The organism is Kribbella jiaozuonensis (genome assembly GCF_005233875.1).
GTDB lineage: Bacteria > Actinomycetota > Actinomycetes > Propionibacteriales > Kribbellaceae > Kribbella > Kribbella jiaozuonensis.
Genome location: NZ_SZPZ01000002.1, coordinates 1,006,005 through 1,026,066, shown reverse-complemented (window position 1 = coordinate 1,026,066; position 20,062 = coordinate 1,006,005). Strand labels below are relative to the sequence as shown.

At 68.1% G+C, this 20,062-nt stretch carries 22 protein-coding genes; 8 read left to right on the top strand and 14 right to left on the bottom strand.

Features of this window, described 5'->3' with window-relative positions; all coding sequences use genetic code 11:
- The first annotated feature begins 127 nt into the window (after positions 1-127).
- Positions 128-1,012: a GAF and ANTAR domain-containing protein gene (locus FDA38_RS16440; RefSeq protein WP_137254886.1), complete on the top strand. Its 885-nt coding sequence runs from the start codon at positions 128-130 to the stop codon at positions 1,010-1,012.
- A complete protein-coding gene (locus FDA38_RS16435) occupies positions 1,012-1,752 on the top strand; it encodes a GAF and ANTAR domain-containing protein (RefSeq protein WP_137254885.1) in 741 nt (246 codons plus the stop codon). The genes FDA38_RS16440 and FDA38_RS16435 overlap by 1 nt, the downstream gene beginning before the upstream one ends.
- 183 nt (positions 1,753-1,935) lie before the next feature.
- On the opposite strand, the gene FDA38_RS16430 is transcribed toward FDA38_RS16435, so the two are convergent.
- The 9 genes from FDA38_RS16430 to FDA38_RS16390 form a co-directional block, all read right to left on the bottom strand.
- The gene (locus tag FDA38_RS16430; protein ID WP_137254884.1) at positions 1,936-2,481 is read right to left on the bottom strand and encodes a hypothetical protein; all 546 of its coding nucleotides are present in this window, start codon (positions 2,479-2,481) and stop codon (positions 1,936-1,938) included.
- Positions 2,482-2,729: 248 nt separating this feature from the next.
- Entirely contained in the window at positions 2,730-3,872 is a 1,143-nt protein-coding gene (locus FDA38_RS16425) for an acyl-CoA dehydrogenase family protein (protein ID WP_137254883.1), read from the bottom strand.
- Positions 3,873-3,885: 13 nt separating this feature from the next.
- Complete coding sequence (locus FDA38_RS16420) at positions 3,886-4,995, bottom strand: CaiB/BaiF CoA transferase family protein (protein ID WP_137254882.1); 1,110 nt, start codon at positions 4,993-4,995, stop codon at positions 3,886-3,888.
- Positions 4,996-5,029: 34 nt separating this feature from the next.
- Positions 5,030-5,419: a hypothetical protein gene (locus FDA38_RS16415; protein ID WP_137254881.1), complete on the bottom strand. Its 390-nt coding sequence runs from the start codon at positions 5,417-5,419 to the stop codon at positions 5,030-5,032.
- Positions 5,416-6,138, bottom strand: a complete 723-nt coding sequence (locus FDA38_RS16410) for an SDR family oxidoreductase (protein ID WP_137254880.1) — start codon at positions 6,136-6,138, stop codon at positions 5,416-5,418. The genes FDA38_RS16415 and FDA38_RS16410 overlap by 4 nt, the downstream gene beginning before the upstream one ends.
- A 16-nt stretch (positions 6,139-6,154) precedes the next feature.
- The gene (locus FDA38_RS16405) at positions 6,155-7,042 is read right to left on the bottom strand and encodes an RNA polymerase sigma-70 factor (RefSeq protein WP_137254879.1); all 888 of its coding nucleotides are present in this window, start codon (positions 7,040-7,042) and stop codon (positions 6,155-6,157) included.
- Positions 7,035-7,598 carry a DinB family protein gene (locus FDA38_RS16400; protein ID WP_233714756.1) on the bottom strand — a complete coding sequence of 188 codons (564 nt, stop codon included), beginning with the start codon at positions 7,596-7,598 and terminating at the stop codon, positions 7,035-7,037. The genes FDA38_RS16405 and FDA38_RS16400 overlap by 8 nt, the downstream gene beginning before the upstream one ends.
- On the bottom strand, positions 7,595-9,046 hold the full coding sequence (locus FDA38_RS16395) for a cobyric acid synthase (protein WP_137254878.1): 1,452 nt from the start codon (positions 9,044-9,046) through the stop codon (positions 7,595-7,597). The genes FDA38_RS16400 and FDA38_RS16395 overlap by 4 nt, the downstream gene beginning before the upstream one ends.
- 9 nt (positions 9,047-9,055) lie before the next feature.
- On the bottom strand, positions 9,056-10,582 hold the full coding sequence (locus FDA38_RS16390) for an MFS transporter (protein ID WP_137254877.1): 1,527 nt from the start codon (positions 10,580-10,582) through the stop codon (positions 9,056-9,058).
- Between the two features lie 83 nt (positions 10,583-10,665).
- Between FDA38_RS16390 and FDA38_RS16385 the strand changes: the two genes are divergently transcribed.
- The 5 genes from FDA38_RS16385 to FDA38_RS16365 all read left to right on the top strand — a co-directional run bounded on the left by FDA38_RS16385 (position 10,666) and on the right by FDA38_RS16365 (position 15,181).
- Complete coding sequence (locus FDA38_RS16385; protein ID WP_137254876.1) at positions 10,666-10,971, top strand: GNAT family N-acetyltransferase; 306 nt, start codon at positions 10,666-10,668, stop codon at positions 10,969-10,971.
- A complete protein-coding gene (locus tag FDA38_RS16380; RefSeq protein ID WP_137254875.1) occupies positions 10,968-11,498 on the top strand; it encodes a YbaK/EbsC family protein in 531 nt (176 codons plus the stop codon). The genes FDA38_RS16385 and FDA38_RS16380 overlap by 4 nt, the downstream gene beginning before the upstream one ends.
- 9 nt (positions 11,499-11,507) lie before the next feature.
- On the top strand, positions 11,508-13,067 hold the full coding sequence (locus FDA38_RS16375) for a helix-turn-helix transcriptional regulator (RefSeq protein ID WP_137254874.1): 1,560 nt from the start codon (positions 11,508-11,510) through the stop codon (positions 13,065-13,067).
- Between the two features lie 71 nt (positions 13,068-13,138).
- A complete protein-coding gene (locus FDA38_RS16370; RefSeq protein WP_137254873.1) occupies positions 13,139-14,248 on the top strand; it encodes a flavin-containing monooxygenase in 1,110 nt (369 codons plus the stop codon).
- A 99-nt stretch (positions 14,249-14,347) separates the two neighbouring features.
- Positions 14,348-15,181 carry a helix-turn-helix domain-containing protein gene (locus FDA38_RS16365; RefSeq protein WP_137255499.1) on the top strand — a complete coding sequence of 278 codons (834 nt, stop codon included), beginning with the start codon at positions 14,348-14,350 and terminating at the stop codon, positions 15,179-15,181.
- A gap of 4 nt (positions 15,182-15,185) precedes the next feature.
- On the opposite strand, the gene FDA38_RS16360 is transcribed toward FDA38_RS16365, so the two are convergent.
- Positions 15,186-15,617, bottom strand: coding sequence for an organic hydroperoxide resistance protein (locus FDA38_RS16360; protein WP_130450357.1), 432 nt, complete (start codon positions 15,615-15,617; stop codon positions 15,186-15,188).
- Between the two features lie 10 nt (positions 15,618-15,627).
- A complete protein-coding gene (locus tag FDA38_RS16355; protein ID WP_137254872.1) occupies positions 15,628-16,581 on the bottom strand; it encodes a quinone oxidoreductase family protein in 954 nt (317 codons plus the stop codon).
- Between the two features lie 50 nt (positions 16,582-16,631).
- On the opposite strand from FDA38_RS16355, the gene FDA38_RS16350 reads away from it, so the two are divergent.
- Positions 16,632-17,282 carry a TetR/AcrR family transcriptional regulator gene (locus FDA38_RS16350; protein WP_137254871.1) on the top strand — a complete coding sequence of 217 codons (651 nt, stop codon included), beginning with the start codon at positions 16,632-16,634 and terminating at the stop codon, positions 17,280-17,282.
- On the opposite strand, the gene FDA38_RS16345 is transcribed toward FDA38_RS16350, so the two are convergent.
- The 3 genes from FDA38_RS16345 to FDA38_RS16335 form a co-directional block, all read right to left on the bottom strand.
- Positions 17,266-18,012, bottom strand: coding sequence for a sulfite exporter TauE/SafE family protein (locus FDA38_RS16345; protein WP_137254870.1), 747 nt, complete (start codon positions 18,010-18,012; stop codon positions 17,266-17,268). The genes FDA38_RS16350 and FDA38_RS16345 overlap by 17 nt on opposite strands.
- Before the next feature lie 147 nt (positions 18,013-18,159).
- Complete coding sequence (locus FDA38_RS16340; protein WP_137254869.1) at positions 18,160-19,311, bottom strand: SPFH domain-containing protein; 1,152 nt, start codon at positions 19,309-19,311, stop codon at positions 18,160-18,162.
- A gap of 217 nt (positions 19,312-19,528) precedes the next feature.
- Entirely contained in the window at positions 19,529-20,056 is a 528-nt protein-coding gene (locus FDA38_RS16335; protein WP_137254868.1) for an NfeD family protein, read from the bottom strand.
- Positions 20,057-20,062: the final 6 nt, after the last annotated feature.

Here is a 20,062-nt window from a genome sequence, read left to right as displayed (position 1 = left end):
ACGACCCGCGCGAGGGACGGTACCGGGCCTGCCGCCGAACGAGCAGCCGGCAGCCGAGGTGTAGGAATCGCGGGACTGGGTAACAGACGGACTCCGTCGGCCGCGAGGTTCGCGGTGACGGCCGTTGGTGGCACGCGTCGCGATGAACAGCATTTCGGGGATCCGGCCGCTAGGGTGGAGCATCCGCCCGGAGGCGGTTGAAATCTGGACGGAATGGGTGGATCACGACCGCGGTGCCAGGGTGTGGGGGGCGATCAAAGCCGTTGCCGACGGCGATGGCACCGCCCCTTCGTTGTTGCACGCGGTGACGGCTTGCGCCCGGGCGTTGTCGGCCTCCGGAGCAGGGCTCGCGTTGACACGGAACGGCGGCGTGTTGGAGCCGTTATTGGCCACGGATCCCGAGATCGGTGAGCTGGACGAGTTGCAGTTCGCGTTGGGCGAAGGGCCGAGCGCGGAGGCGATGGCCACCGGCATGCCGGTGCTGGAGGCCGATCTGGGCGGGCCGGAAGCCGGCCGCCGGTGGCCGGCCTTCACGGCAGCCGTCGCGGGCCGGGGCGTTCACGGCGCGTTCGCCTTCCCGGTCGCTGCAGGCGCCGCCAGGATGGGCGTCCTGAGCGTGTACCGGCGGCAGGCCGGACCGCTGCGACCCGAGCAGCTGCAGGACGCACTGGTGTACGCCGATACGGTGTTCGTGCTCGCGCTGGATCATCGGCGCGGCCTCAGCACAGACCTGGACAGCGTGATCGAGGCCGCCTTCGTGGCCCGGCGCGCCGAAGTACACCAGGCTGCGGGGCGACTCGCGGCGCAGCAACGCATCAACGTCGTCGACGCCCTGGCGCTCCTGCGGGCACACAGCTACAGCAGTGGTCTGTCGCTCCGCGAGGTCGCCATAGAGGTCATGGCCGGTCGTCTCCACCTCGAGAACGACCACGACGCCTCTCCACCGACAGGACCGCACGATCCGAAGGAGATTGGCCCCGACCATGTCGAGAAGGAACAGGAGGAGGACTGATGACCGCAATTGACCGCAGAGTGCGGGAAGTGTTCATCGAGCTGTCGGACACTCTCGTCGACGACTTCGACATCATCGAGTTCCTGGACCGGCTCGCGATGCGCTGCAGCGAGCTACTGGGAGTTTCGGCCTGTGGCATCGTGCTCGCCGACCACCACGGCGTACTGAATCTCGTCGCGGCCTCGAGCGAAGAGGCGCGGCTGGTCGAGCTGACCCAGTTGCAGACGCTCGAAGGTCCCTGCCTGGACGCGTTCACCAGCGGACGCCCGGTCCAGTACGCCGATCTGTGGGACGACACCGCTCGCTCCCGCTGGCCGCGGTTCACGGCGGCGACCATCGACGCCGGTTATCGGTCGGTCCAGGCGCTTCCGATGCGGTTGCGGGACAACGTGCTGGGTGCGGTCAACCTGCTCAGCACGAGCACCGGGACGCTGAGCACGGACACCATCACGCTCGGGCAGGCGCTGGCCGACGCAGCCACGATCGGCATCGTGCACCAACGCGCCCTGGCCCGCCAGGAGCTCGTGACCGAGCAGTTGCAAATGGCCCTCAACAGCCGCGTCCTGATCGAGCAGGCCAAGGGATTCCTCACCCACAGCCTCTCCGTCGACGTCGACGAGGCGTTCGCGGTCCTACGACGCTACGCCCGCGCCAACAACCGCCGCCTGACCGAGGTAGCCGACGACATCGTCCAGAGCCGGATCACTGTGCCCGCACCAGGACCGGACGAGCTCGGGTAGGTCTGGATCTCCGCCCGTTTGATCGCTACTCTGAGTCAGCCTGTCAAGGCGTTCCAGACCCCGACGCCAGGCGTGCCGCGCCGCTCGGGAGGGGTTGGTACGGCAGCTCGCACCCGACGCCCTGCCGGCACCTCACCGGCAGGCCGCCGGCAGCTACACCCCAGCGTGCGAGACGCCCCCAGGTCACTTCGAACGCACCTCGCTCGCAGCACGCGATCGCCTTCGCTTCACGCGCCACCGAGCAAACGCCTTACGGGAGGCGCGCACACGATGCCGCACACCCTCCAGAAGCGACCCTTTCGGGACACCAAGATCGTCCCGCATGGCCGAAAGCACAGCACGCTCCGCAGCATGCCATTTGAACGTCGCCTGGATCACTCGATCCTGATCGCCAGCCTTCCGCTCAAGGTCCAGGACGCTCAGATAGAACCATGCATCGTCCCAGGCGGCCGAAACCGCTGGACTGGCATAGAGCTGGACTCTTGACCTACTGACCGATGGCACCTCCGGTCCGGGGGGACCGGCACCAAATACCTCGATGCCGGCTGCGTCGAGCGCCTTTCGTGACTGGCAGGCGAGGTCCTCAAGCATGTCTTGGTACAACGCCTCCACCCGTGCGTGATGCCGGGACTCACGGCCAGTGTTACGTCCTCCGAAATAGCCGGCCGCCATACCTGCGAGTGCAACGACGTACGGTCCCGTTTCTTCGATGACCTGGACCACTGTCATAGTCGGACGGCCTTCAGCCGCTCGAACTCGGCTCGATGGTTCCGGTTCCACATAGGCCGGATCGTAGGTGGCCCGCTCGACACGTGTCGAGCTCGTGCCGGCCGTGACTACGACCCTGTGCGCGTCCGCTATCTGACCGGCGGCAACAAGGCGAGCTCAACCACGCACCCAACTAAATATATCTTCTCTTCTTTCTTTTTCTTTCCTTTCTTTTATATTTGTCTTCTTTCTTCTTCTTTTCTTTTTCTTTAAATGCCCAGTGTGCGGCCGATTATTTCTTTCATTATTTCGGTGGTGCCGCCGTAGATGGTTTGGATTCGGGTGTCTAGGTAGGCCTTGGCGATGGGGTACTCGGTCATGAAGCCGTAGCCGCCGTGGAGTTGGAGGCAGCGGTCTACTACCTTCTTCTGGAGTTCGGTGGTCCACCATTTGGCCATGGCGGCTTCGGCGACGGTGAGGGTGCCGGCGGTGAGTTCCTGGATGCAGCGATCTACGAAGACACGCGCGATCTGGGTCTCGGTGGCGAGTTCGGCGAGGACGAAGCGGCTGTTCTGGAAGGAGCCGATCGGGCGGCCGAATGCCTTGCGGTCCTTCACGTAGCGCAGGGTGTCCTCGAGCATGTTCTCGCAGGCGGCGGCCGCGACCACGGCGATCGTCAGGCGCTCCTGCGGCAGCTTCTCCATCAGGTAGATGAAGCCCTTGCCCTCCTCGCCGAGCAAATTCTCCACCGGCACCCGTACGTCGTCGAAGAACAGTTCCGCGGTGTCCTGCGCCTTGAGCCCGATCTTGTCCAGATTCCGCCCGCGCTCGAACCCCGGCATACCGCGCTCGACCACGATCAGCGAGATCCCCTGCGCACCCGCCGCCGGATCGGTTTTCGCGACCACAATCACCAGATCGGCGAGAATCCCGTTCGAAATGAACGTCTTCTGCCCGTTGAGCACATAATGATCGCCGTCGCGGCGCGCAGTCGTCTGAATTCCTTGCAGATCACTCCCCGCGCCGGGCTCGGTCATCGCGATCGCGCTGATCGTCTCCCCCGCACAGAACGCGGGCAGCCACCGCGCCTTCTGCTCCGGCGTCGCATAGTCCAGCAGGTACGCCGAATTGATGTCGGTGTGGATCGTGAATCCGACCCCACTCGCGCGGACCCGGGTCAGCTCCTCGATCAGCACGGCGTTGAACCGGAAGTCCCGCGCCCCACCCCCGCCGTACTCCTCCGGCATCATGAAGCCGAGCAGCCCCGCGCCACCAGCCGCGGTCCACAGCTCGCGCGGCACGATCCCGGCGTCCTCCCAGCTGTCGTGGTGCGGGACGATCTCCTTCTCGCAGAACGCGCGAACGCTCTCCCGGAAGGCATCGTGATCGGCGTCGAAGAGCTGACGTTCCACGGGCGGTTTCCTCTCAGTTCTGAACGGCGGCACCGGAGCCGAGCAGCTCGTCGATGTCGGTAATGCCCCAGTCGGCCAGGGCTTCACCGGTGTGCTCCCCCGGCCGCGCCGGCGGTCGGCCCAGGCTGGTCGGCGTACGGTCGAACCGCGGCGCAGGAGCAGGCTGCCGGACGCCGTGGTGGTCGACAAAGGTGCCTCGGGCAACGAGATGCGGATGGTCCGCGCCGAGCGGCAGGACAGGTGCGACGCAGGCATCGGAGCCGACGAACACCGCAGTCCAATCCGCCTGCGTCCGTTGCCGGAAGGTCTCGGCGAAGAGTTTGCGAAGGGCCGGCCAGTTCGACGGATCGTTGCGGTCGGGCGCGTCGATCCCCAGCTTCTCGATCAGCTCCGCATAGAACTGCGGCTCGATCGCGCCGACGGAGACGTGCTTCCCGTCAGCCGTCTCGTACACGTCGTAGAACGGCGCACCGGTGTCGAGCAGGTTCGACCCGCGCTCCTGCCGCCACGACCCGGCCGCGAGCGCACCGAGCAGCATCGTGGTCAGATGCGCCGACCCGTCGACAATCGCGGCGTCGACGACCTGTCCTTGGCCGCTGTGCAGGGCCGCGAGTACGCCGATCACGAGGTACAGCGATCCGCCCGCGAAGTCGCCGAGCAGGTTGGCAGGCACCTGCGGCGGTCCGCCGGCCCGGCCGATCAGATGCAGGGCGCCCGATAACCCGAGGTAGTCGATGTCGTGCCCGGCCGTCTGTGCGAGCGGACCGTCCTGACCCCAGCCGGTCATCCGCCCGTACACCAGCCGCGGGTTGATCGCGTGGCAGGCCTCCGGCCCGAGCCCGAGCCGCTCGGCAACACCGGGCCGAAAGCCTTCGACGAGTACGTCGGCCCGCGCGACCAGCCGCCGTACGACGTCCACCGCGGCCGGCTGCTTCAGATCGAGCGCCGCGCTCCGCCGACCGCGGTTCAGCAGGTCGAGCTCCGGCGGCCCGAGCGACAGGCTGCCACCCGGGCGATCGATGCGCAGTACGTCGGCGCCGAGCTCCGCCAGCATCATGCACGCGAACGGCGCCGGCCCGATCCCGGCCAGCTCGACCACCTTCACGCCCTCGAGTGGACCCATGCCCGCCATTGTGACAGTCCTACTGTCACAGTCGTCAAGTCAACTTGCGCGTCCCCGCCAAAGCGGTGATCGGCAGGACGACCATGAGCGTGAGGATCACCGCCAGCCCGATCGACAATGCGTGCTCGTCACCCTCCAGGTGGCCGAGGTGGAAGACCAGGTGCGGCCCGGCGTACGCGAGGTAGGCGACCAAGGCGATCACGGTCCAGAACCGATCGAGCCGGACCGCGGCCGCGGTCAGCACGATGCCGAGTCCGAGACTCGCGCCACCGAAGTCGTGGAAGAGGTGATCGCTGTACGGCGGCGTCCAGTTCACCGTCGGCACGTGGTCGTAGAACGTCTTCGGCACGATCGTCAGCCAGAGCCCGAGGACCAGTTCCATGACGGCAAGAATCCACAGGACCGTGCGCACATAGGTTCTCATCGCAGGTACTCCGCAAACGTGATGTGACCGTACGCCGGGCCGTCGACCATCGCCGCGCCGGCCGCGAAGGCACGGAACGCCTTGCCCGCCAGCCGCAACGGCACAACCGGACGATGCACCGCACGAGCCTGCTTCCACCGCCGGGCCAGCTCGACCACCGGCAGCCGTTCGGGCCCGCCGATATCTGCAGCCCGTGCGTTGACCGGCGGCCCGGCAACCAATTCCGCGAGGCGTACGGCGACGTCCTCGACGGCAATCGGCTGCAACGAGATCGCCGGGGCAAGCACCGCAGGTAGGAATCGTTGAGCGCTCAGGACGCGGTCGATCAGGTTGTGGAACTGGGTCGCGCGCAGGATCGTGTACGGCACGCCGGACTCGGCCACCAGGCGCTCGGCCTCCAGTTTGTAGCGGTAGTACGGCATCGGGATGCGATCGATCCCCGCGATCGACATCACCACCAGATGCTTCACGCCGGGTGCCGCGGCGAGCAGATTGCGGGTCTGCTGGACGTCGTCGCGCCCCTCGCTGGTGGCCAGGTGCACGATCACGTCCGATCCCTCGACCGCGGCAAGACCTTCACCCGACGTCAGATCGGCGACAACGTGGTCCGGGCCGGGGTCGCGGCTGAGCACGCGGACCTGGTCGTCGAGGGCGCGGAGCCGGGTCACGGTGGGCCGGCCGAGTGTGCCGGTCCCGCCGGTGACGAGGATTGAGCTCATGTGGTGTCCTTTCAGTTCACCAGCTCAGATCTGACAGCCCTCCGATGTGTGACACCTGGGCAGCGGCGAAGGCGAGCTTGTCCGGATTCAGCACGAAGCGGAGGTTGGTCACGCCCTGCGGGCCGGCCTCGAGGAAGCACACGGCCATCAGCCCGTCGGGGCCTTCGGCGACCAGCGCCGGCTCGCCGTTCGCTTCGGCGAAGCGGAGGACGAAACCCGCGCCGAACTTCTGCAGCGTCCCGATCAGGTACCGCGCAACCATGGTCCGGCCGACCACTGAGTTCCGGGCCGCGATCACCTTGCCGCCGCCGTCCGCGGTGGAGACGACGTCCTCGGCCAGCAGGCGCTCGAGCTGTTCGATCTCGCCTGACTGCGCCGCAGCCAGGAAGCGGTCGACGAGCTCCCGCCAGCGTGCCCGGTCGACCGGGTGCCGACGCTCGGTCGCCACTCGCTTGCGAGCGCGGGACAGCAGCTGCCGGGCGTTCGCATCCGTCGTACCGATCAGCTCGGCCACCTCGCGATGGCTGTACCCGAACGCCTCGTGCAGGACGTATGCCGCGCGCTCCGCCGGCGTCAGCCGTTCCAGCAACAGCAGCAATGCGAACGACACCGAGTCGCGCTCGGCCAACACCTCGAGTGCGTCGAACCGCCCGGTCAGGACCGGCTCCGGCAACCACTCCCCGACGTACAGCTCGCGGCGGGCTCGGGCGGACGTGAGCTGCTTGATCGACAAGTTGGTGACCGTCTTCGCGAGATACGCGTCCGGATCCCGCACCGACGTACGGTCAGCGTCCTGCCAGCGCAGCCAGGCGTCCTGCAGGATCTCCTCGGCGTCGGTCGCCGTACCGGTCATCCGATACGCAATCCCGAACAGCCGCCCGCGCAGACGCTCGAAGTCATCCATCCAGGAACGTCTCCGCGGCTCGCTGGATGCTCGTGTAGTACTCCGTCCAGCCGGTCTCGTCGAGCAGGTTGGCGTCTTTGCCGCCTTGGCCGTCGATGAGTTCGCGGATGATGTCGGCGTGGCCGGCGTGGTGGGCGGTTTCGTCGACGACGCGGACGAGTAGCGCGCCGAACGTCGTACTGCGGTTGCCCTCGGGCCAGTGCGGGACCTCGGCCGGGTGGTCCAGGTCGAGGTCGGCGATCGAGCGGTCGCTGTGGGCGCAGGCCTCGCGGTAGAGGCCGGTGAGGTACTCCGTCGACTCGTCCGGCTTGGCCCACATGTCGGCGCCTTCCCAGACCGAGCCGTCCGCTTCCCAGGGCAGCTGTTCGGCCGGCGGCCGGCCCACGCTGGTCCCGAGGTAGACGTACTCGATACCGACCAGGTGCTTCACCAGCCCGAGCAGGTTGGTCCCGGACGGGACCAGCGGGCGGCGGCGGTCGTACTCGCTGAGCCCTTCGAGCTTGGCGAGCATCAACGCACGGGTGCCCTGGAGGTAGTCCTGCAGGTCGGTCTTCACGGGGCTCCTGGGGGGACGAAGGGTGCGGGCGGGGCGCCGTTCTCGATCAACCGCATCAGCGCGGCGGTGTCGGCGTACTCCTCGATCATGTCGGCGAGCCGGTCCAGCCGCTCCGCGCGGAGGCCGGCGAACGAGACCGAGCCGTCGGGCGCGGGCTTGCCGGTCAGCTCGGCGATCTCGGTGAGGAACGCATGCCGCGCGGCGTCGTCGTCGAGCAGCCCGTGCCAGATCGTGCCCCAGGTGTTGCCGCTCCGACAGCCACCCGGGAACTCCTCCGCGTCGCCCGTCACCTCGACGACCCCATGGTGGATCTCGTACGCCGTGGCCGTCGGCCGCGCCAACGTCTTCTCGCGCGAAAACCCCGTTGCGACCGGCAACAAACTCAGCCCGGGGTGATCACCGCCCGACTCGACTCCGTGCGGATCGGAGACGGACGATCCGAGCATCTGGTACCCACCGCAGATCCCCAGAACCGGACGGCCCTCACCGACGCGCGCAGTGATCGCGTCGGCCAGGCCCTGGCTACGAAGCCAAGCCATGTCGGCGACGGTCGCGCGGGAGCCGGGAAGCACGACCAGATCGGCGTCGCGGACCTCGGCCGGGCTGGTCGTGAAGAAGACGCTGTTGGTCGGCTCGACCGCGAGCGCGTCGAGGTCGGTGAAGTTGCTGATCCGCGGGAAACGCACCACCGCGATCGTCAGCAGGTCGCTCGGCGACGTACGTCGTACCGGGATGTCGAGCGCGTCCTCGGAGTCCAGCCACAGCTCAGACAGCCACGGCAGGACCCCGTACGTCGGGCGGCCGGTGACCGAGGCAAGCATGTCGATCCCCGGCTGCAGCAGCGACACATCGCCGCGGAACTTGTTCACCAGGAACCCGCTGATCAGCGCCTGGTCGGCCGCGTCGAGCAACGCCACCGTGCCGAACATCGACGCGAACACTCCCCCGCGGTCGATGTCCCCGACCACGACGACCGGCGCCCGCGTGTGCTGCGCGAGCCCCATGTTCACGTAATCGGACTGCCGCAGGTTGATCTCGGTCGGACTACCCGCACCCTCGCTGATCACCACGTCGTACCTCGACGCGAGATCGTCGTACGCCGCGAACGCCGCCTTGGCGAGCTCGGCCCGCTCGGTCAGGAACCCCCGCGCGCTCAGCTCGCCCCACGGCTGTCCCATCAGTACGACGTGGCTGCGCCGGTCGCTGCCGGGTTTGAGCAGCACCGGGTTCATCGCCGCCTCGGGTTCGGCGCCTGCGGCAACGGCCTGGATCCACTGCGCCCGGCCGATCTCGGTGCCGTCGGCGCAGACCATCGAGTTGTTCGACATGTTCTGCGCCTTGTACGGCGCGACCCGCACGCCCTGCCGCGCCAGCCAACGGCAGATGCCGGTGACCACGGTCGTCTTGCCGGCATCCGACGTCGTACCAGCGATCAGCAGCGAACCCACTCGGTCATCTTAGGGTTCGCGGTCGCGGCGCTCGGTACGCGGCATCCGCGGCGTCGCGCCCTGGAACCGGGTGGCGCCGCCGGTCGCCGACAGCGGCTTGGCGATGTTCTCCAGCGACTTGCCTTCCGCGTCGACGCCGAACACCCAGGCGATGATCCCGCCCGCGAGCATCACACCCGCGCCGACGATGTAACCGACCGTCAGCGGCCCGCGCGCCGGGTTGTCGCCCGAACCGATCAGCGACGCGAACAGGAACGGCGCGATCACACCACCGGTCAGCTGCGAGATCGCGAAGAAGAACGAGATCGCCTGCCCGCGGAGCTCGATCGGGAAGATCTCGCTCACGGTCAGGTACGCCGATGACGCGCCGGCCGAGGCGAAGAAGAACACCACGCACCACAACCCGGTCAGCGAGGCGGCGTTCAACACGCCGGAGTTGAACAGCAGCGCGGTGATGAACAGCACGATCGCGGCAAGCGTGTACGTGCCGAAGATCATCTTCCGCCGGCCGATCGTGTCGAAGAGCCGGCCGAGCAGCAGCGGTCCGGCCAGGTTGCCGATCGCGAACGGGAAGAAGTACAGCGCGACGCTCGAGTCGTTCAGACCGAAGTACGACTTCAGCACCAGCGCGTAGGTGAAGAAGATCGCGTTGTAGAGGAACGCCTGCGTCACCATCATCGAGAACCCGAGGAACGAGCGGCTGCGGTAGTCGCGCAGCATCACCCGGGCGATCTCGCGGTACGTCACCGGCGGGTAGTCGACCAGCTCGATCGCCTCGTCGTCGCTGACCGTACGCAGTTCGCCGCCCTGGCGCCGTACCGTTTCCTCGATGTCGTCGACGGTGCGCTCGGCCTCCTCGACCCGCCCGTGCGTCATCAGCCAGCGCGGGCTCTCCGGGATGTGCCGGCGCAGATAGATGATGAACAGGCCCATCACCGGGCCGATCAGGAAGCACAGCCGCCAGCCCCACTCGATCGGGACGATGTCCTTGTTCAGGAACACCAGACCGACCGCGGAGCCGATCAGCGCGCCGGCCCAGTAGGTGCCGTTCACGCCGATGTCGACCCGGCCGCGGAACCGCGACGGGATCAGCTCGTCGATCGCGGAGTTGATCGCGGCGTACTCACCGCCGATACCCATCCCGGCGATGAACCGGAAGATCAGCAGCGAGGTCAGGTCCCAGGACAGGCCGGCCAGACCGGACGCGATCAGGTACACGAGCAGCGTGACGATGAACAGGCTGCGTCGGCCGAGCCGGTCGGTCAACCGGCCGAAGACCAGTGCTCCGACCACCTCACCGCCCAAATAGACCGACGCCATCAGGCCGACCTGCGACGTACTCAGGTGCAGGGTCTCGGGCTCTTTCAATACGTTCCCGACCAGGGACACCAGCTGGATCTCGAGGCCGTCGAGGATCCAGGAGACTCCCAGACCGACGACGATCATCCAGTGGAACCGGGTCCACGGCAGCCGGTCCATCCTGGCCGGTACGAGACTCGGTATCGCCTTTCCGTGCTCCAACGCGTGCTCGCTCATCCACTGCTCCTTTCGACCATCCGGGCCGGTACCCCAGGAGTGACCGAGTCAAAACCGTCGGTCACGGTGACTAGAGTTGCGGCATGGAGACAGACATCAACGTCGTGGACGCCAAGGACAACAGCCGGTACGAGGCACACGACGCCGACGGCACCCTGATGGGCTTCGTCGACTACAAGCTGCACCCGGGCGTGATCGCCTTCGTGCACGCCGAGACGCTGCCCGAGTTCCGCGGCCGCGGCGTGGCCGGGCGGATCGCGACGAAGTCCCTCGACGACGCGCGGGCCCTCGGACTCCGGGTCAAGCCGGCCTGCCCGTTCTACCAGGAGTTCCTCCAGGAGCACACGGAGTACGCCGACCTCGTGAAACTGCCGGAGGCCCACCAGTGACGGCACCGGTGATGGGCAAGCTCGACTGGCAGCCCGCGCTGGAGGTTCCGGAGCTGCTGGCGGCGCCGGTTCGGGACGGGCTCGCGGACGTGACGGCGTACGCGGCCGCGATCGACGCGGAGCTGGCCGACACGGCGGCGTTCTGCGCGGAGTACGACGTACCGATGGCCGCCTCGGCGAACTGCGTGATCGTGCTCGGCAAGCGGGCCGGCGAGGAGTCGTACGCCGCGGTGCTCGTGCTGGCCACGGACCGCGCCGACGTGAACGGGGTGATCCGCAAGCACCTCGGCGTCCGGAAGATCTCGTTCGCCGCCCAGCACGACGCGGTCAGCACGACCAGCATGGAGTACGGCGGGATCACGCCGATCGGACTGCCCGCCGACTGGCCGGTGCTGGTCGACGAGGCGGTCGTGAAGGCCGGAATGGTGGTCATCGGCAGCGGGATCCGCGGCTCGAAGCTGTTGCTCGACGGCACCGAGCTCGCGAAGTTGCCGACAGCAACAGTGCTGGACCTGGCGCAGCACTAGAGGCCGACGATGGAGCAGCACGACTGGCCCGCGGAGTACGCCGAACTGACGGCCGCGGACCAGGGCGCTCCCCTGCCGCCGGCCGAGCTCGAACGGCTCGCGGTCGCCGCCTTCGTCCTCGGTCACGACGACGAGGTCGCGGCGTACCGCGAGCGGGCGGTCGAGGCGTACCTCGCGAACGGCGACCTCGACGGGGCGATCCGGAGCGGGTTCTGGCTCGGGTTCCATCTGCAGCAGCGCGGTGACCTCTCCCGCGCGGCCGGCTGGCAGGCGCGGATCATGCGCCTCGTGCCGGAAGGAAACGTCGAGCTCGCCGGGCGGCTCGCGATGGCCGAAGCCGCGTTGACGATGAACTCCGGCGACGCAGCCACCGCGCTCCCCTTGTTCGAGCAGAGCCAGCGGTGGGCCGGCGAGCCTGACACGATCGTCCTGGCCGCACTCGGCCGCGGGAACTGCCTCGCCATGCTGGGCCGCGGCGCCGAGGCCCTCCTTGCCCTCGACGAGGCGATGGTCCACGTCACCGGCGGCCGGATCGGCCCCGAGGTCACCGGCATGGCGTACTGCTCGGTGATCGCGCTCTGCCTCGACATGTACGACATCCGCCGCGCCCAGGAGTGGACGCGCGCTCTCACCGGCTGGTGCGACTCGCAGCCGGGCCTGGTCCCGTACCGCGGGGCGTGCCTGGTGCATCGTGCCCAGATCCTCCAGTTCCGCGGTGCCTGGACCGAGGCCGCCGACGCAGCGGAGGACGCGTGCCGGCGCCTGTCGGCGGGCACGGTCGGATCGGCCTGGTACCGCCTGGCCGAGGTCGAGCGCCAGCGCGGCAACCTCGACGCGGCCGAACGCGCGTATCAGCTCGCGGCCGGTGACGGCATGGACGTGCAGCCTGGTCTGGCCCGGCTGCGTGCCGCGCAGGGCAGGTTCGACGTTGCGATCGCCGGTCTGAACCGCGCGCTGGCCGAAGACTCGTTCTCACCGAATCGCCCGCTGCTGCTCGCGGCGCGGGTCGAGCTGGCGATCGAGTGCGGCGACCGCGAGACCGCACGGAAAGCGGCCGCGGAGTTGAACGAGTTCGCGCGGGCGGAATCGCCGTACCTGCAAGCGCTCGCGGCGTACGCCGAGGGCGCGGTCCGGATCGCGTGCGGCGATCCCCAGGGCGCGATCCCGCTGTTGCGGCGGGCCGGGACGCTGTGGCAGCGGCTGGAGATGCCGTACGAAGGTGCCCGCACGCGGCTGCTGGTCGCAGACGCTTGCCGGCAGCTCGGGGACACCGACGCCGAGCAGATGGAGCTGCAGGGCGCGCGAGCCGTCTTCGAACGCCTCGGCGCCGACGGTGACCTGACGATGCCCGACCAATCGGAGGCCGGCAGCAGACTCAGCGCACGGGAACTGGAAGTCCTGCGGTTGCTGGCGACGGGTGCAACGAATCGGACAGTCGCCGATCAGCTGTTCCTGAGCGAGCGAACGGTGGCTCGGCATGTCAGCAACATCTTCGGGAAGCTCGGCGTCTCCAGCAGAGCCGCGGCGACGGCCTACGCGTACGAACACGGCCTGACTGGGCAGAAATGACCAGTCGCCGCTCGCCCGAGTTGGCGTGATCGGACGATGTGCAGCAGCACAATCCGGACCTACTTTGAATTATGGACAGGGTCGGGACTGTGGTGGTCGGGGCGGGGCAGGCGGGATTGGCGATGGCCTACTACCTGCGGCGGCGGGGTGAGGACTTCGTCGTGCTGGACGGGAATGACCGGGTGGGTGACTGCTGGCGGGAGCGGTACGACTCGTTGCGGCTCTTCAGTCTGCCGCGGTACGCGAGTCTGCCCGGGCTGCGCATCGGCACCAAGGACTGTCCGAACCGGGACGAGATGGCCGACTACCTCGAGCAGTACGCCGTCCATCACGAGCTGCCGGTGCGGACCGGAGTACGCGTGACGCGACTGTCGCAGGACGGCGACGGCTTCGTCGTAGAGACGAACGCCGGTGACTGGCGCGCGGACCAGGTCGTCGTCGCAGCCGGTATGCACAGCACGCCACGGTGGCCGTCGTTTGCCGATGAGCTCGATCCGTCGATCCGGCAACTGCACTCGCTGGAGTACCGGAACCCCAAGCAGCTTGCGGGCGGCCCCGTTCTGATCGTTGGTGCGGCCAACTCTGGCACCGATGTCGCCCGCGACGCGGTCAAGACCCATCGCACGCTGCTCGCCGGACGGCACCCGGGGCAGGTGCCGGTCGACATCGACTCGACCGTCGGCCACGTGTTCACGCCGGTCGTCATGTTCCTGTTCAAGTACGTCCTCACCCGACGTACGCCGATGGGACGCAAGGCGATCGCGAATGCGCTGAAGAACGGTCTGCCACTGACCCGCAACAAGCTCGACCACCTCGATGCGGCCGGCATCGAACGGCTGAGCCGGATCGAGGGCGTCCGCGACGGCAAGCCGGTGACGGCCGACGGCGACGTACTCGACGATGTCACGAACGTGGTGTGGTGCACCGGTTCCGATCCGGACCACAGCTGGATCGATCTGCCGGTCTTCGGGGACGACGGGCAGCTGCGGCACGAGCGGGGCGTGGCGTCCGACGTACCCGGGCTGTACTTCCTCGGGCTCGATTTCCAGTACGCGATCGCCTCGGCCAGCGTCCAGGGCGTCGACCGCGACGCTCGCTTCCTCGTCAAGCACTTGACCCGACACGCCGCGCATCTCGATCGGCGGAGCGCCGATCGGACGATACCCGTGGACAGGCGGTAGCATCACGGGCTGAAATGGGTGCGTGGCTGGGCGTGGGTCAGGGTGAGTGATCAAGTGTCGGTGAGCGGCGGCGAAGGTGGGCCGACCGCTCTGCGGATCATGTTGGGTGGGCAGCTGCGGCGGATGCGTGAAGCCGCCGGGATCAGTCGCGCCGACGCGGGCTGGCAGATCCGGGCCTCGGAGTCAAAGGTCAGCCGGATGGAGCTCGGCCGGGTCGGGTTCAAGGAACGCGATGTCAGCGACCTGCTCGAGCTGTACGGGATGGCCGACACCGACGAGCGGTTCCGGCTGATGGAGCTGGCCCGGGCCGCGAACAACCCCGGCTGGTGGTCGCGGTACGGCGATGTGATGCCCAGCTGGTTCACCAACTACGTCGGGCTCGAGGTCGCCGCGGCGCTGATCCGGACGTACGAGGTGATGTTCGTCCCCGGTCTGCTGCAGACCGAGGAGTACGCGCGGGCCATGGTCCAGCTCGGCAAGTCGTCGTTCCTGCCGCACCAGGAGGTCGACCAGCGGGTCGAGCTCCGGGTGACCCGGCAGCAGATCCTCACCCGCGCGAACCCGGCCCGCCTCTGGGTGGTCATCGACGAGTCGGTGCTGCACCGGCCGGTCGGCGGCGAGAAGGTACTGCGGGCGCAGATCGAGCACCTGATCATGTGGTCGCAGCAGCCGAACATCACTCTGCAGGTGATGCCGTTCAGCAGCGTCGGGTACGCCGGCGCCGGTGGCGCGTTCAGCCTGCTGCGGTTCCCGGAGGGCGATCTGCCCGACATCGTCTACATCGAGCACGCGGCCAGCGCGCTGTACCTGGACAAGCTCGACGAGGTCGACGAGGTCGACGAGTACGTCGCGATCATGGAAGGGCTGACGATCTCGGCGGCCCCGGTGTCCGCGACCGAGGGCCTCCTCAAAGAGGCCCTGGCCCGGATCTAGGTTTTCAGGCGACCTTGAGGTCGACCTTGATGTTGCCGCGGGTGGCGTTGGAGTACGGGCAGACCTCGTGCGCCTTGGCGACGAGCTCCTCGGCGACCGCGCGCTCGACACCCGGCAGGCTGACCACGAGCTCGACCTGCAGGCCGTAGCCGGCGCCGCCGTTGATCGGGCCGATGCCCACCTCGGCGGTGACGGTCGAGCCGTCGGAGTCCTGACGGGCCTTGCGCGCGACCAGCTTCAGCGCGCTGTGGAAGCAGGCCGCGTAGCCGGCCGCGAACAGCTGCTCCGGGTTGGTGCCGTTGCCGTTGCCACCCATCTCGACCGGCGGCGCGACCGTGACGGCGAGCTTGCCGTCGTCGGTCGATACCTTGCCGTCGCGGCCGCCGTCCGCGGTGGCGCGGGCCGTGTACAGAACCTTCTCAACTGCAATTGTCATATCTGATCTCCTAGCGAGTGGGGTCGAGCAGGAGCTTGCCCACAGTCCTGCGGGCACGCATGTCTTCGTGAGCGGTGGCGACGTCGGACAGCGCGTACTCGCCGCCGACGATCGGGCGGAGCTTGCCGTCCGCGGTCAGGTCGAACAGCTCGGTCAGCGCCGCACCGAACTGCTTCGGGTCGCGCAGGCTGTCGACCAGCCAGAAACCGGCGATCGTCTTCGAACCCTTCATCAGCCGGGCCGGCTCGATCGGCTTGGCGGCCTGCCGGGACGCCGCGCCGAACGTGATCAGCCGGCCGAACGGCGCCAGCGCCGCGAACGACTCGTCGAACGTCGGGCCGCCGACCATCTCGAGCACGATGTCGACGGGCTTGCCGCCGTTCGCCTCGATGATGCGGTCCTTGAGGCCTTCCGGCTCCCCGTCGATGGCCACGTCGGCGCCGAGCTCGAGGGTCTGCTGCCGTTTCTCCTCCGACGACGCGGTGGCAATGACCCGGCCGGCGCCCCGCAGCTTCGCGAGCTGGATGGACAGGTGGCCGACGCCGCCGGCGCCTGCGTGAACCAGGACGGACTCACCGGCTTGCAGGTGCGCGGAGTGCTTCAGCATGTACCACGCCGTGGTGCCCTGGACGATCAGCGCAAGCGCCTGCCCGTCGGTGACACCGTCCGGCACGTCCCATGCGCGCGCCGGGTGGATCAGCGCCTTCTCGGCATACCCACCCGAGCCGACCAGCGCGACCACCCGGCGACCGTCCGGGGTGCGGCCGACCACCTCGCCGCCCGGGATCAGCGGAAGCTCCGCCCGGGACAGGTAGCTGTTCTCCACCTGGTGGGTGTCTGCGTAGTTGATGCCCGCGCGGTCGACCGTGATCAGGACCTGCCCGTCGCCGGCAGCCGGCTCCGGGATCTCGCTGATCTTCAGGACCTCGGGTCCACCGAACTCGGTGATCTGAATGGCTCGCATACACCGTACTATACACTGTACGTTATGAACGTCGAAGGGAGCTGTGTCACATGGCCAGGACACCGCGGAACACGCTCAGCTCCGAGCTGATCGTGCGGACCGCGCTCGAGCTGATGGAGTCCCGCGGCACGGACGCCTTCAGTCTGCGCGGCGTGGCCGCCGAGCTGGGTGTCGGCCCGATGGCGCTCTACACCTATTTCCGTAACAAGGACGAGCTGTACGACGCGGTCCGCGATCACCTGATGGGCCTGCTGCCCGCCGTACCTGATGGTGTGCCGTGGCCGGATCAGGTGCGGGCGGTGTGCCGGTCGTTGCGGCTGCTGATGCTCCAACATCCTTGCCTTGCGCAACTACTCGCCGGGCGGCCGCTGAGCGGGCACGAGACGGCGCGGGTCGCCGAGGGACTGCTCGGCGTACTGCGGGCGGCCGGGTTCGACGCGGAGACGGCGGCCCGGACGCATACTACCTTGTTCACGTACGTGCTCGGCTCGACGTCGTGGGAGATCCAGATGGCGGCCGAGCGCCGCGATCCCGAGGCGTGGCGGCGACTGCGGGCGACGATGGAGTCGCTGTCGGCGCGCGAGTTCCCTTCGGTCGTCGAGCTGGCACCGGAGTTGGCCCGGACGACAGGCGGCGACGAACAGTTCGACTACGGGCTGGACCTGCTGCTGGCCGGACTACAGCTCAGAACACCATCGTGACGATCGCGAGGATGCCGATGCAGACGATCAGGGCGCGGAGTGCGATCGGCGGGAGCTTGCGGCCGTAGCGAGCACCGAGGAAGCCGCCGATGGTCGAGCCGACCGCGATCAGACCGGCGGCGAGCCAGTCGATGTCATGGACGAGGATGAACAGAATCGCGGAGGCGGTGTTCACGACCGTGGCGAGTACGTTCTTCAGGCCGTTCATCCGCTGGAGGTTCGAGTCCAGTCCGAGGCCGAGGATCGCCATCAGCAGTACGCCTTGTGCGGCACCGAAGTACCCGCCGTACACACCGGTGGCGAAGACGGCCGGGATCACCCACCAGGCACCGCGGTGCAGATGCGACGGAGCACTGATCCACTTCGACAGCCACGGCTGGAACGCGACGAGTAGACAGCCGAGCAGGATCAGCACCGGTACGACGGCGTGGAACGCGGAGTCGGGCAGCGTCAGCAGCAGCACTCCCCCGACGATGCCGCCGGCCAGTGATGCCGGGATCAACCGCAGCATGCGGCCGCGTTGGCCCTCGAGCTCGCGCCGGTAACCGATCGCTCCGGCCGCGGTCCCCGGCGCCAGACCGACGGTATTGCTGACGTTCGCCAGCACCGGCGGGATGCCGACGGCAAGTAACGCGGGGAAGGTGAGCAGTGTGCCCGACCCCACGACGGCGTTGATCGTTCCCGCGCCCATCCCCGCCAGCAGGACGAACACCGCTTCGTACCATGTCATCGCTGCCTGACTTTACGCACCCGATCGCGCCTCGCGCTCACCAGTCCGCACATTGAGCAGACAGTATGCGATCGACTGGTAGTCAATCGACAACACCAAGGCCTCCCCGGCTGACCGGGGAGGCCTTGGTGGTACGACGTACAGCCGTCAGCGCTGCGGCGGCTCCGCGGCCGGCGGCTCCTGCGACGGAGCAGGCGGCGGGATCGACGGCGTGGCCGGTGCAGCAGCCTGGCTGCGGGTGCTCACGGCGGCGGACTCGGCAGCCGCGATCGCCTCGCGGACCGCGTTGTCGGCCTCGGCCACTGCCGCCGGCGCGGCGGACGAGTCGAGCTCGGCCACCTCGCCGTTGGACAGCTCCGGCGCGTGCCACTCGCCCTCGGCCTTCTGGGTGATGCCGGCCACCTGGCCGACCGCACTGCCCAGACCCTTGAGCGCGTCGCCGATCTCGCTCGGCACGATCCACAGCTTGTTCGCGTCGCCCTGGGCGATCGACGGCAGCATCTGCAGGTACTGGTACGCGAGCAGACCCTGGTCCGGCTTGCCGGCGTGGATCGCGTTGAAGACCGTGGTGATGGCCTGCGCCTCACCCTGTGCCTTCAGGATCCGCGCCTGCCGCTCGGCCTCGGCGCGGAGGATCCGGGACTGCTTGTCACCTTCGGCGGTGAGGATCGCGGACTGCTTCTGACCCTCGGCGGACAGTACCGCGGACTGCCGCATACCTTCCGCGGTGAGGATCGCGGCGCGCTTGTCCCGGTCCGCGCGCATCTGCTTCTCCATCGAGTCCTGGATCGAGGGCGGCGGGTCGATCGAGCGGAGCTCGACCCGGTTGACCCGGATGCCCCACTTGCCGGTCGCCTCGTCCAGCACGTACCGCAGCTTCTCGTTGATCTCCTCGCGAGACGTCAGCGTCTGCTCGAGGTCCATACCACCGATGATGTTTCGCAGCGTGGTCATGGTCAGCTGCTCGATGGCCTGGATGTAGTTCGAGATCTCGTACGTCGCCCGGACCGGGTCGTTCACCTGGAAGTAGATGACGGAGTCGATCGACACCATCAGGTTGTCCTCGGTGATGACGCCCTGCGGCGGGAACGCGACCACCTGCTCGCGCATGTCGATGGTGTAGCGGACCTTGTCGACGAACGGCGTCAACAGGTTCAGGCCGGGCTGCAGACCGGTCTTGAACTTGCCGAACCGCTCGACGATCCCGACGGTCTGCTGCTGCACCACCCGGACGGACTTGACCAAGGTCACGATCACCAATAAGGCGACCAGTGCCAGGACTATGAGGAACGCGGTCACTTTGACCCTCCACTCGAACGGACCCTCAGGACGGACAGTCTTCCGTATCGACGGGGCAGGCGCCGTACCGGTTCCCGGCGCGTCGGATGCCTGATCGAGCAGCTACATCAACCGCCCTGCACCTTCGACACTACTGCGCGCAGGGGACCACTCAACCGACCGCCTACGTTCGGTTCTGCGTTCGGTTCTGCGTTCAGGTCTGCGTTCAGCTCTGCGTTCAGCTCTGGGGCGGGTCGGTCGGCTTCGGGTCCTGGCTCGGCTCGGGCAGGTCCAGCTGGTGGTGCAGCGGCTCGCCGACCGGGTAGACGACCGCGGTCGCGCCGTCGATGTGCATCACCTCGACCCGGGTGCCCGGGGCGATCGTGGAGATCTCGTCGTACGGCCGGGCGGTCCAGAGCTCGCCGCCGAGGCGGATCGAGCCGCCGCCGTCGGGATGGATCTCCTTCACCACCGTCCCGGTCCGGCCGATGACATGGGCGGAGCCGGTCTTCAGCTCCTGACCGTGATGGATCTTGCGGACGATCATCGGCCGGATCGCTCCCAGCATCGCGGCCGCGGTGATCAGGCCGACGACGATCTGCAGCCAGAGCAGTCCCGGGAAGAACGCCGCGACCCCCGCGGCGGTGAGCGCACCGGCGGCCAGCATCAGCAGGGTGAAGTCGAGCGAGGCCAGCTCAGCCAGGCCGAGGACGGCGGCGATCGTCAGCCACGCCGCCCACACATTGTCCCGCAGCCAATCCATCATTTCCCA

Coding starts and splice junctions, on each gene's coding strand:
- FDA38_RS16405 (WP_137254879.1), bottom strand. CDS start 7,042: ATGGATGACTTCGAGCGTCTGCGCGGGCGGCTGTTCGGGATTGCGTAT.
- FDA38_RS16415 (WP_137254881.1), bottom strand. CDS start 5,419: ATGAGAACCTATGTGCGCACGGTCCTGTGGATTCTTGCCGTCATGGAA.
- FDA38_RS16365 (WP_137255499.1), top strand. CDS start 14,348: ATGTTGGGTGGGCAGCTGCGGCGGATGCGTGAAGCCGCCGGGATCAGT.
- FDA38_RS16350 (WP_137254871.1), top strand. CDS start 16,632: ATGGCCAGGACACCGCGGAACACGCTCAGCTCCGAGCTGATCGTGCGG.
- FDA38_RS16435 (WP_137254885.1), top strand. CDS start 1,012: ATGACCGCAATTGACCGCAGAGTGCGGGAAGTGTTCATCGAGCTGTCG.
- FDA38_RS16355 (WP_137254872.1), bottom strand. CDS start 16,581: ATGCGAGCCATTCAGATCACCGAGTTCGGTGGACCCGAGGTCCTGAAG.
- FDA38_RS16345 (WP_137254870.1), bottom strand. CDS start 18,012: ATGACATGGTACGAAGCGGTGTTCGTCCTGCTGGCGGGGATGGGCGCG.
- FDA38_RS16410 (WP_137254880.1), bottom strand. CDS start 6,138: ATGAGCTCAATCCTCGTCACCGGCGGGACCGGCACACTCGGCCGGCCC.
- FDA38_RS16385 (WP_137254876.1), top strand. CDS start 10,666: ATGGAGACAGACATCAACGTCGTGGACGCCAAGGACAACAGCCGGTAC.
- FDA38_RS16420 (WP_137254882.1), bottom strand. CDS start 4,995: ATGGGTCCACTCGAGGGCGTGAAGGTGGTCGAGCTGGCCGGGATCGGG.
- FDA38_RS16390 (WP_137254877.1), bottom strand. CDS start 10,582: ATGAGCGAGCACGCGTTGGAGCACGGAAAGGCGATACCGAGTCTCGTA.
- FDA38_RS16360 (WP_130450357.1), bottom strand. CDS start 15,617: ATGACAATTGCAGTTGAGAAGGTTCTGTACACGGCCCGCGCCACCGCG.
- FDA38_RS16430 (WP_137254884.1), bottom strand. CDS start 2,481: ATGACAGTGGTCCAGGTCATCGAAGAAACGGGACCGTACGTCGTTGCA.
- FDA38_RS16370 (WP_137254873.1), top strand. CDS start 13,139: ATGGACAGGGTCGGGACTGTGGTGGTCGGGGCGGGGCAGGCGGGATTG.
- FDA38_RS16375 (WP_137254874.1), top strand. CDS start 11,508: ATGGAGCAGCACGACTGGCCCGCGGAGTACGCCGAACTGACGGCCGCG.
- FDA38_RS16335 (WP_137254868.1), bottom strand. CDS start 20,056: ATGATGGATTGGCTGCGGGACAATGTGTGGGCGGCGTGGCTGACGATC.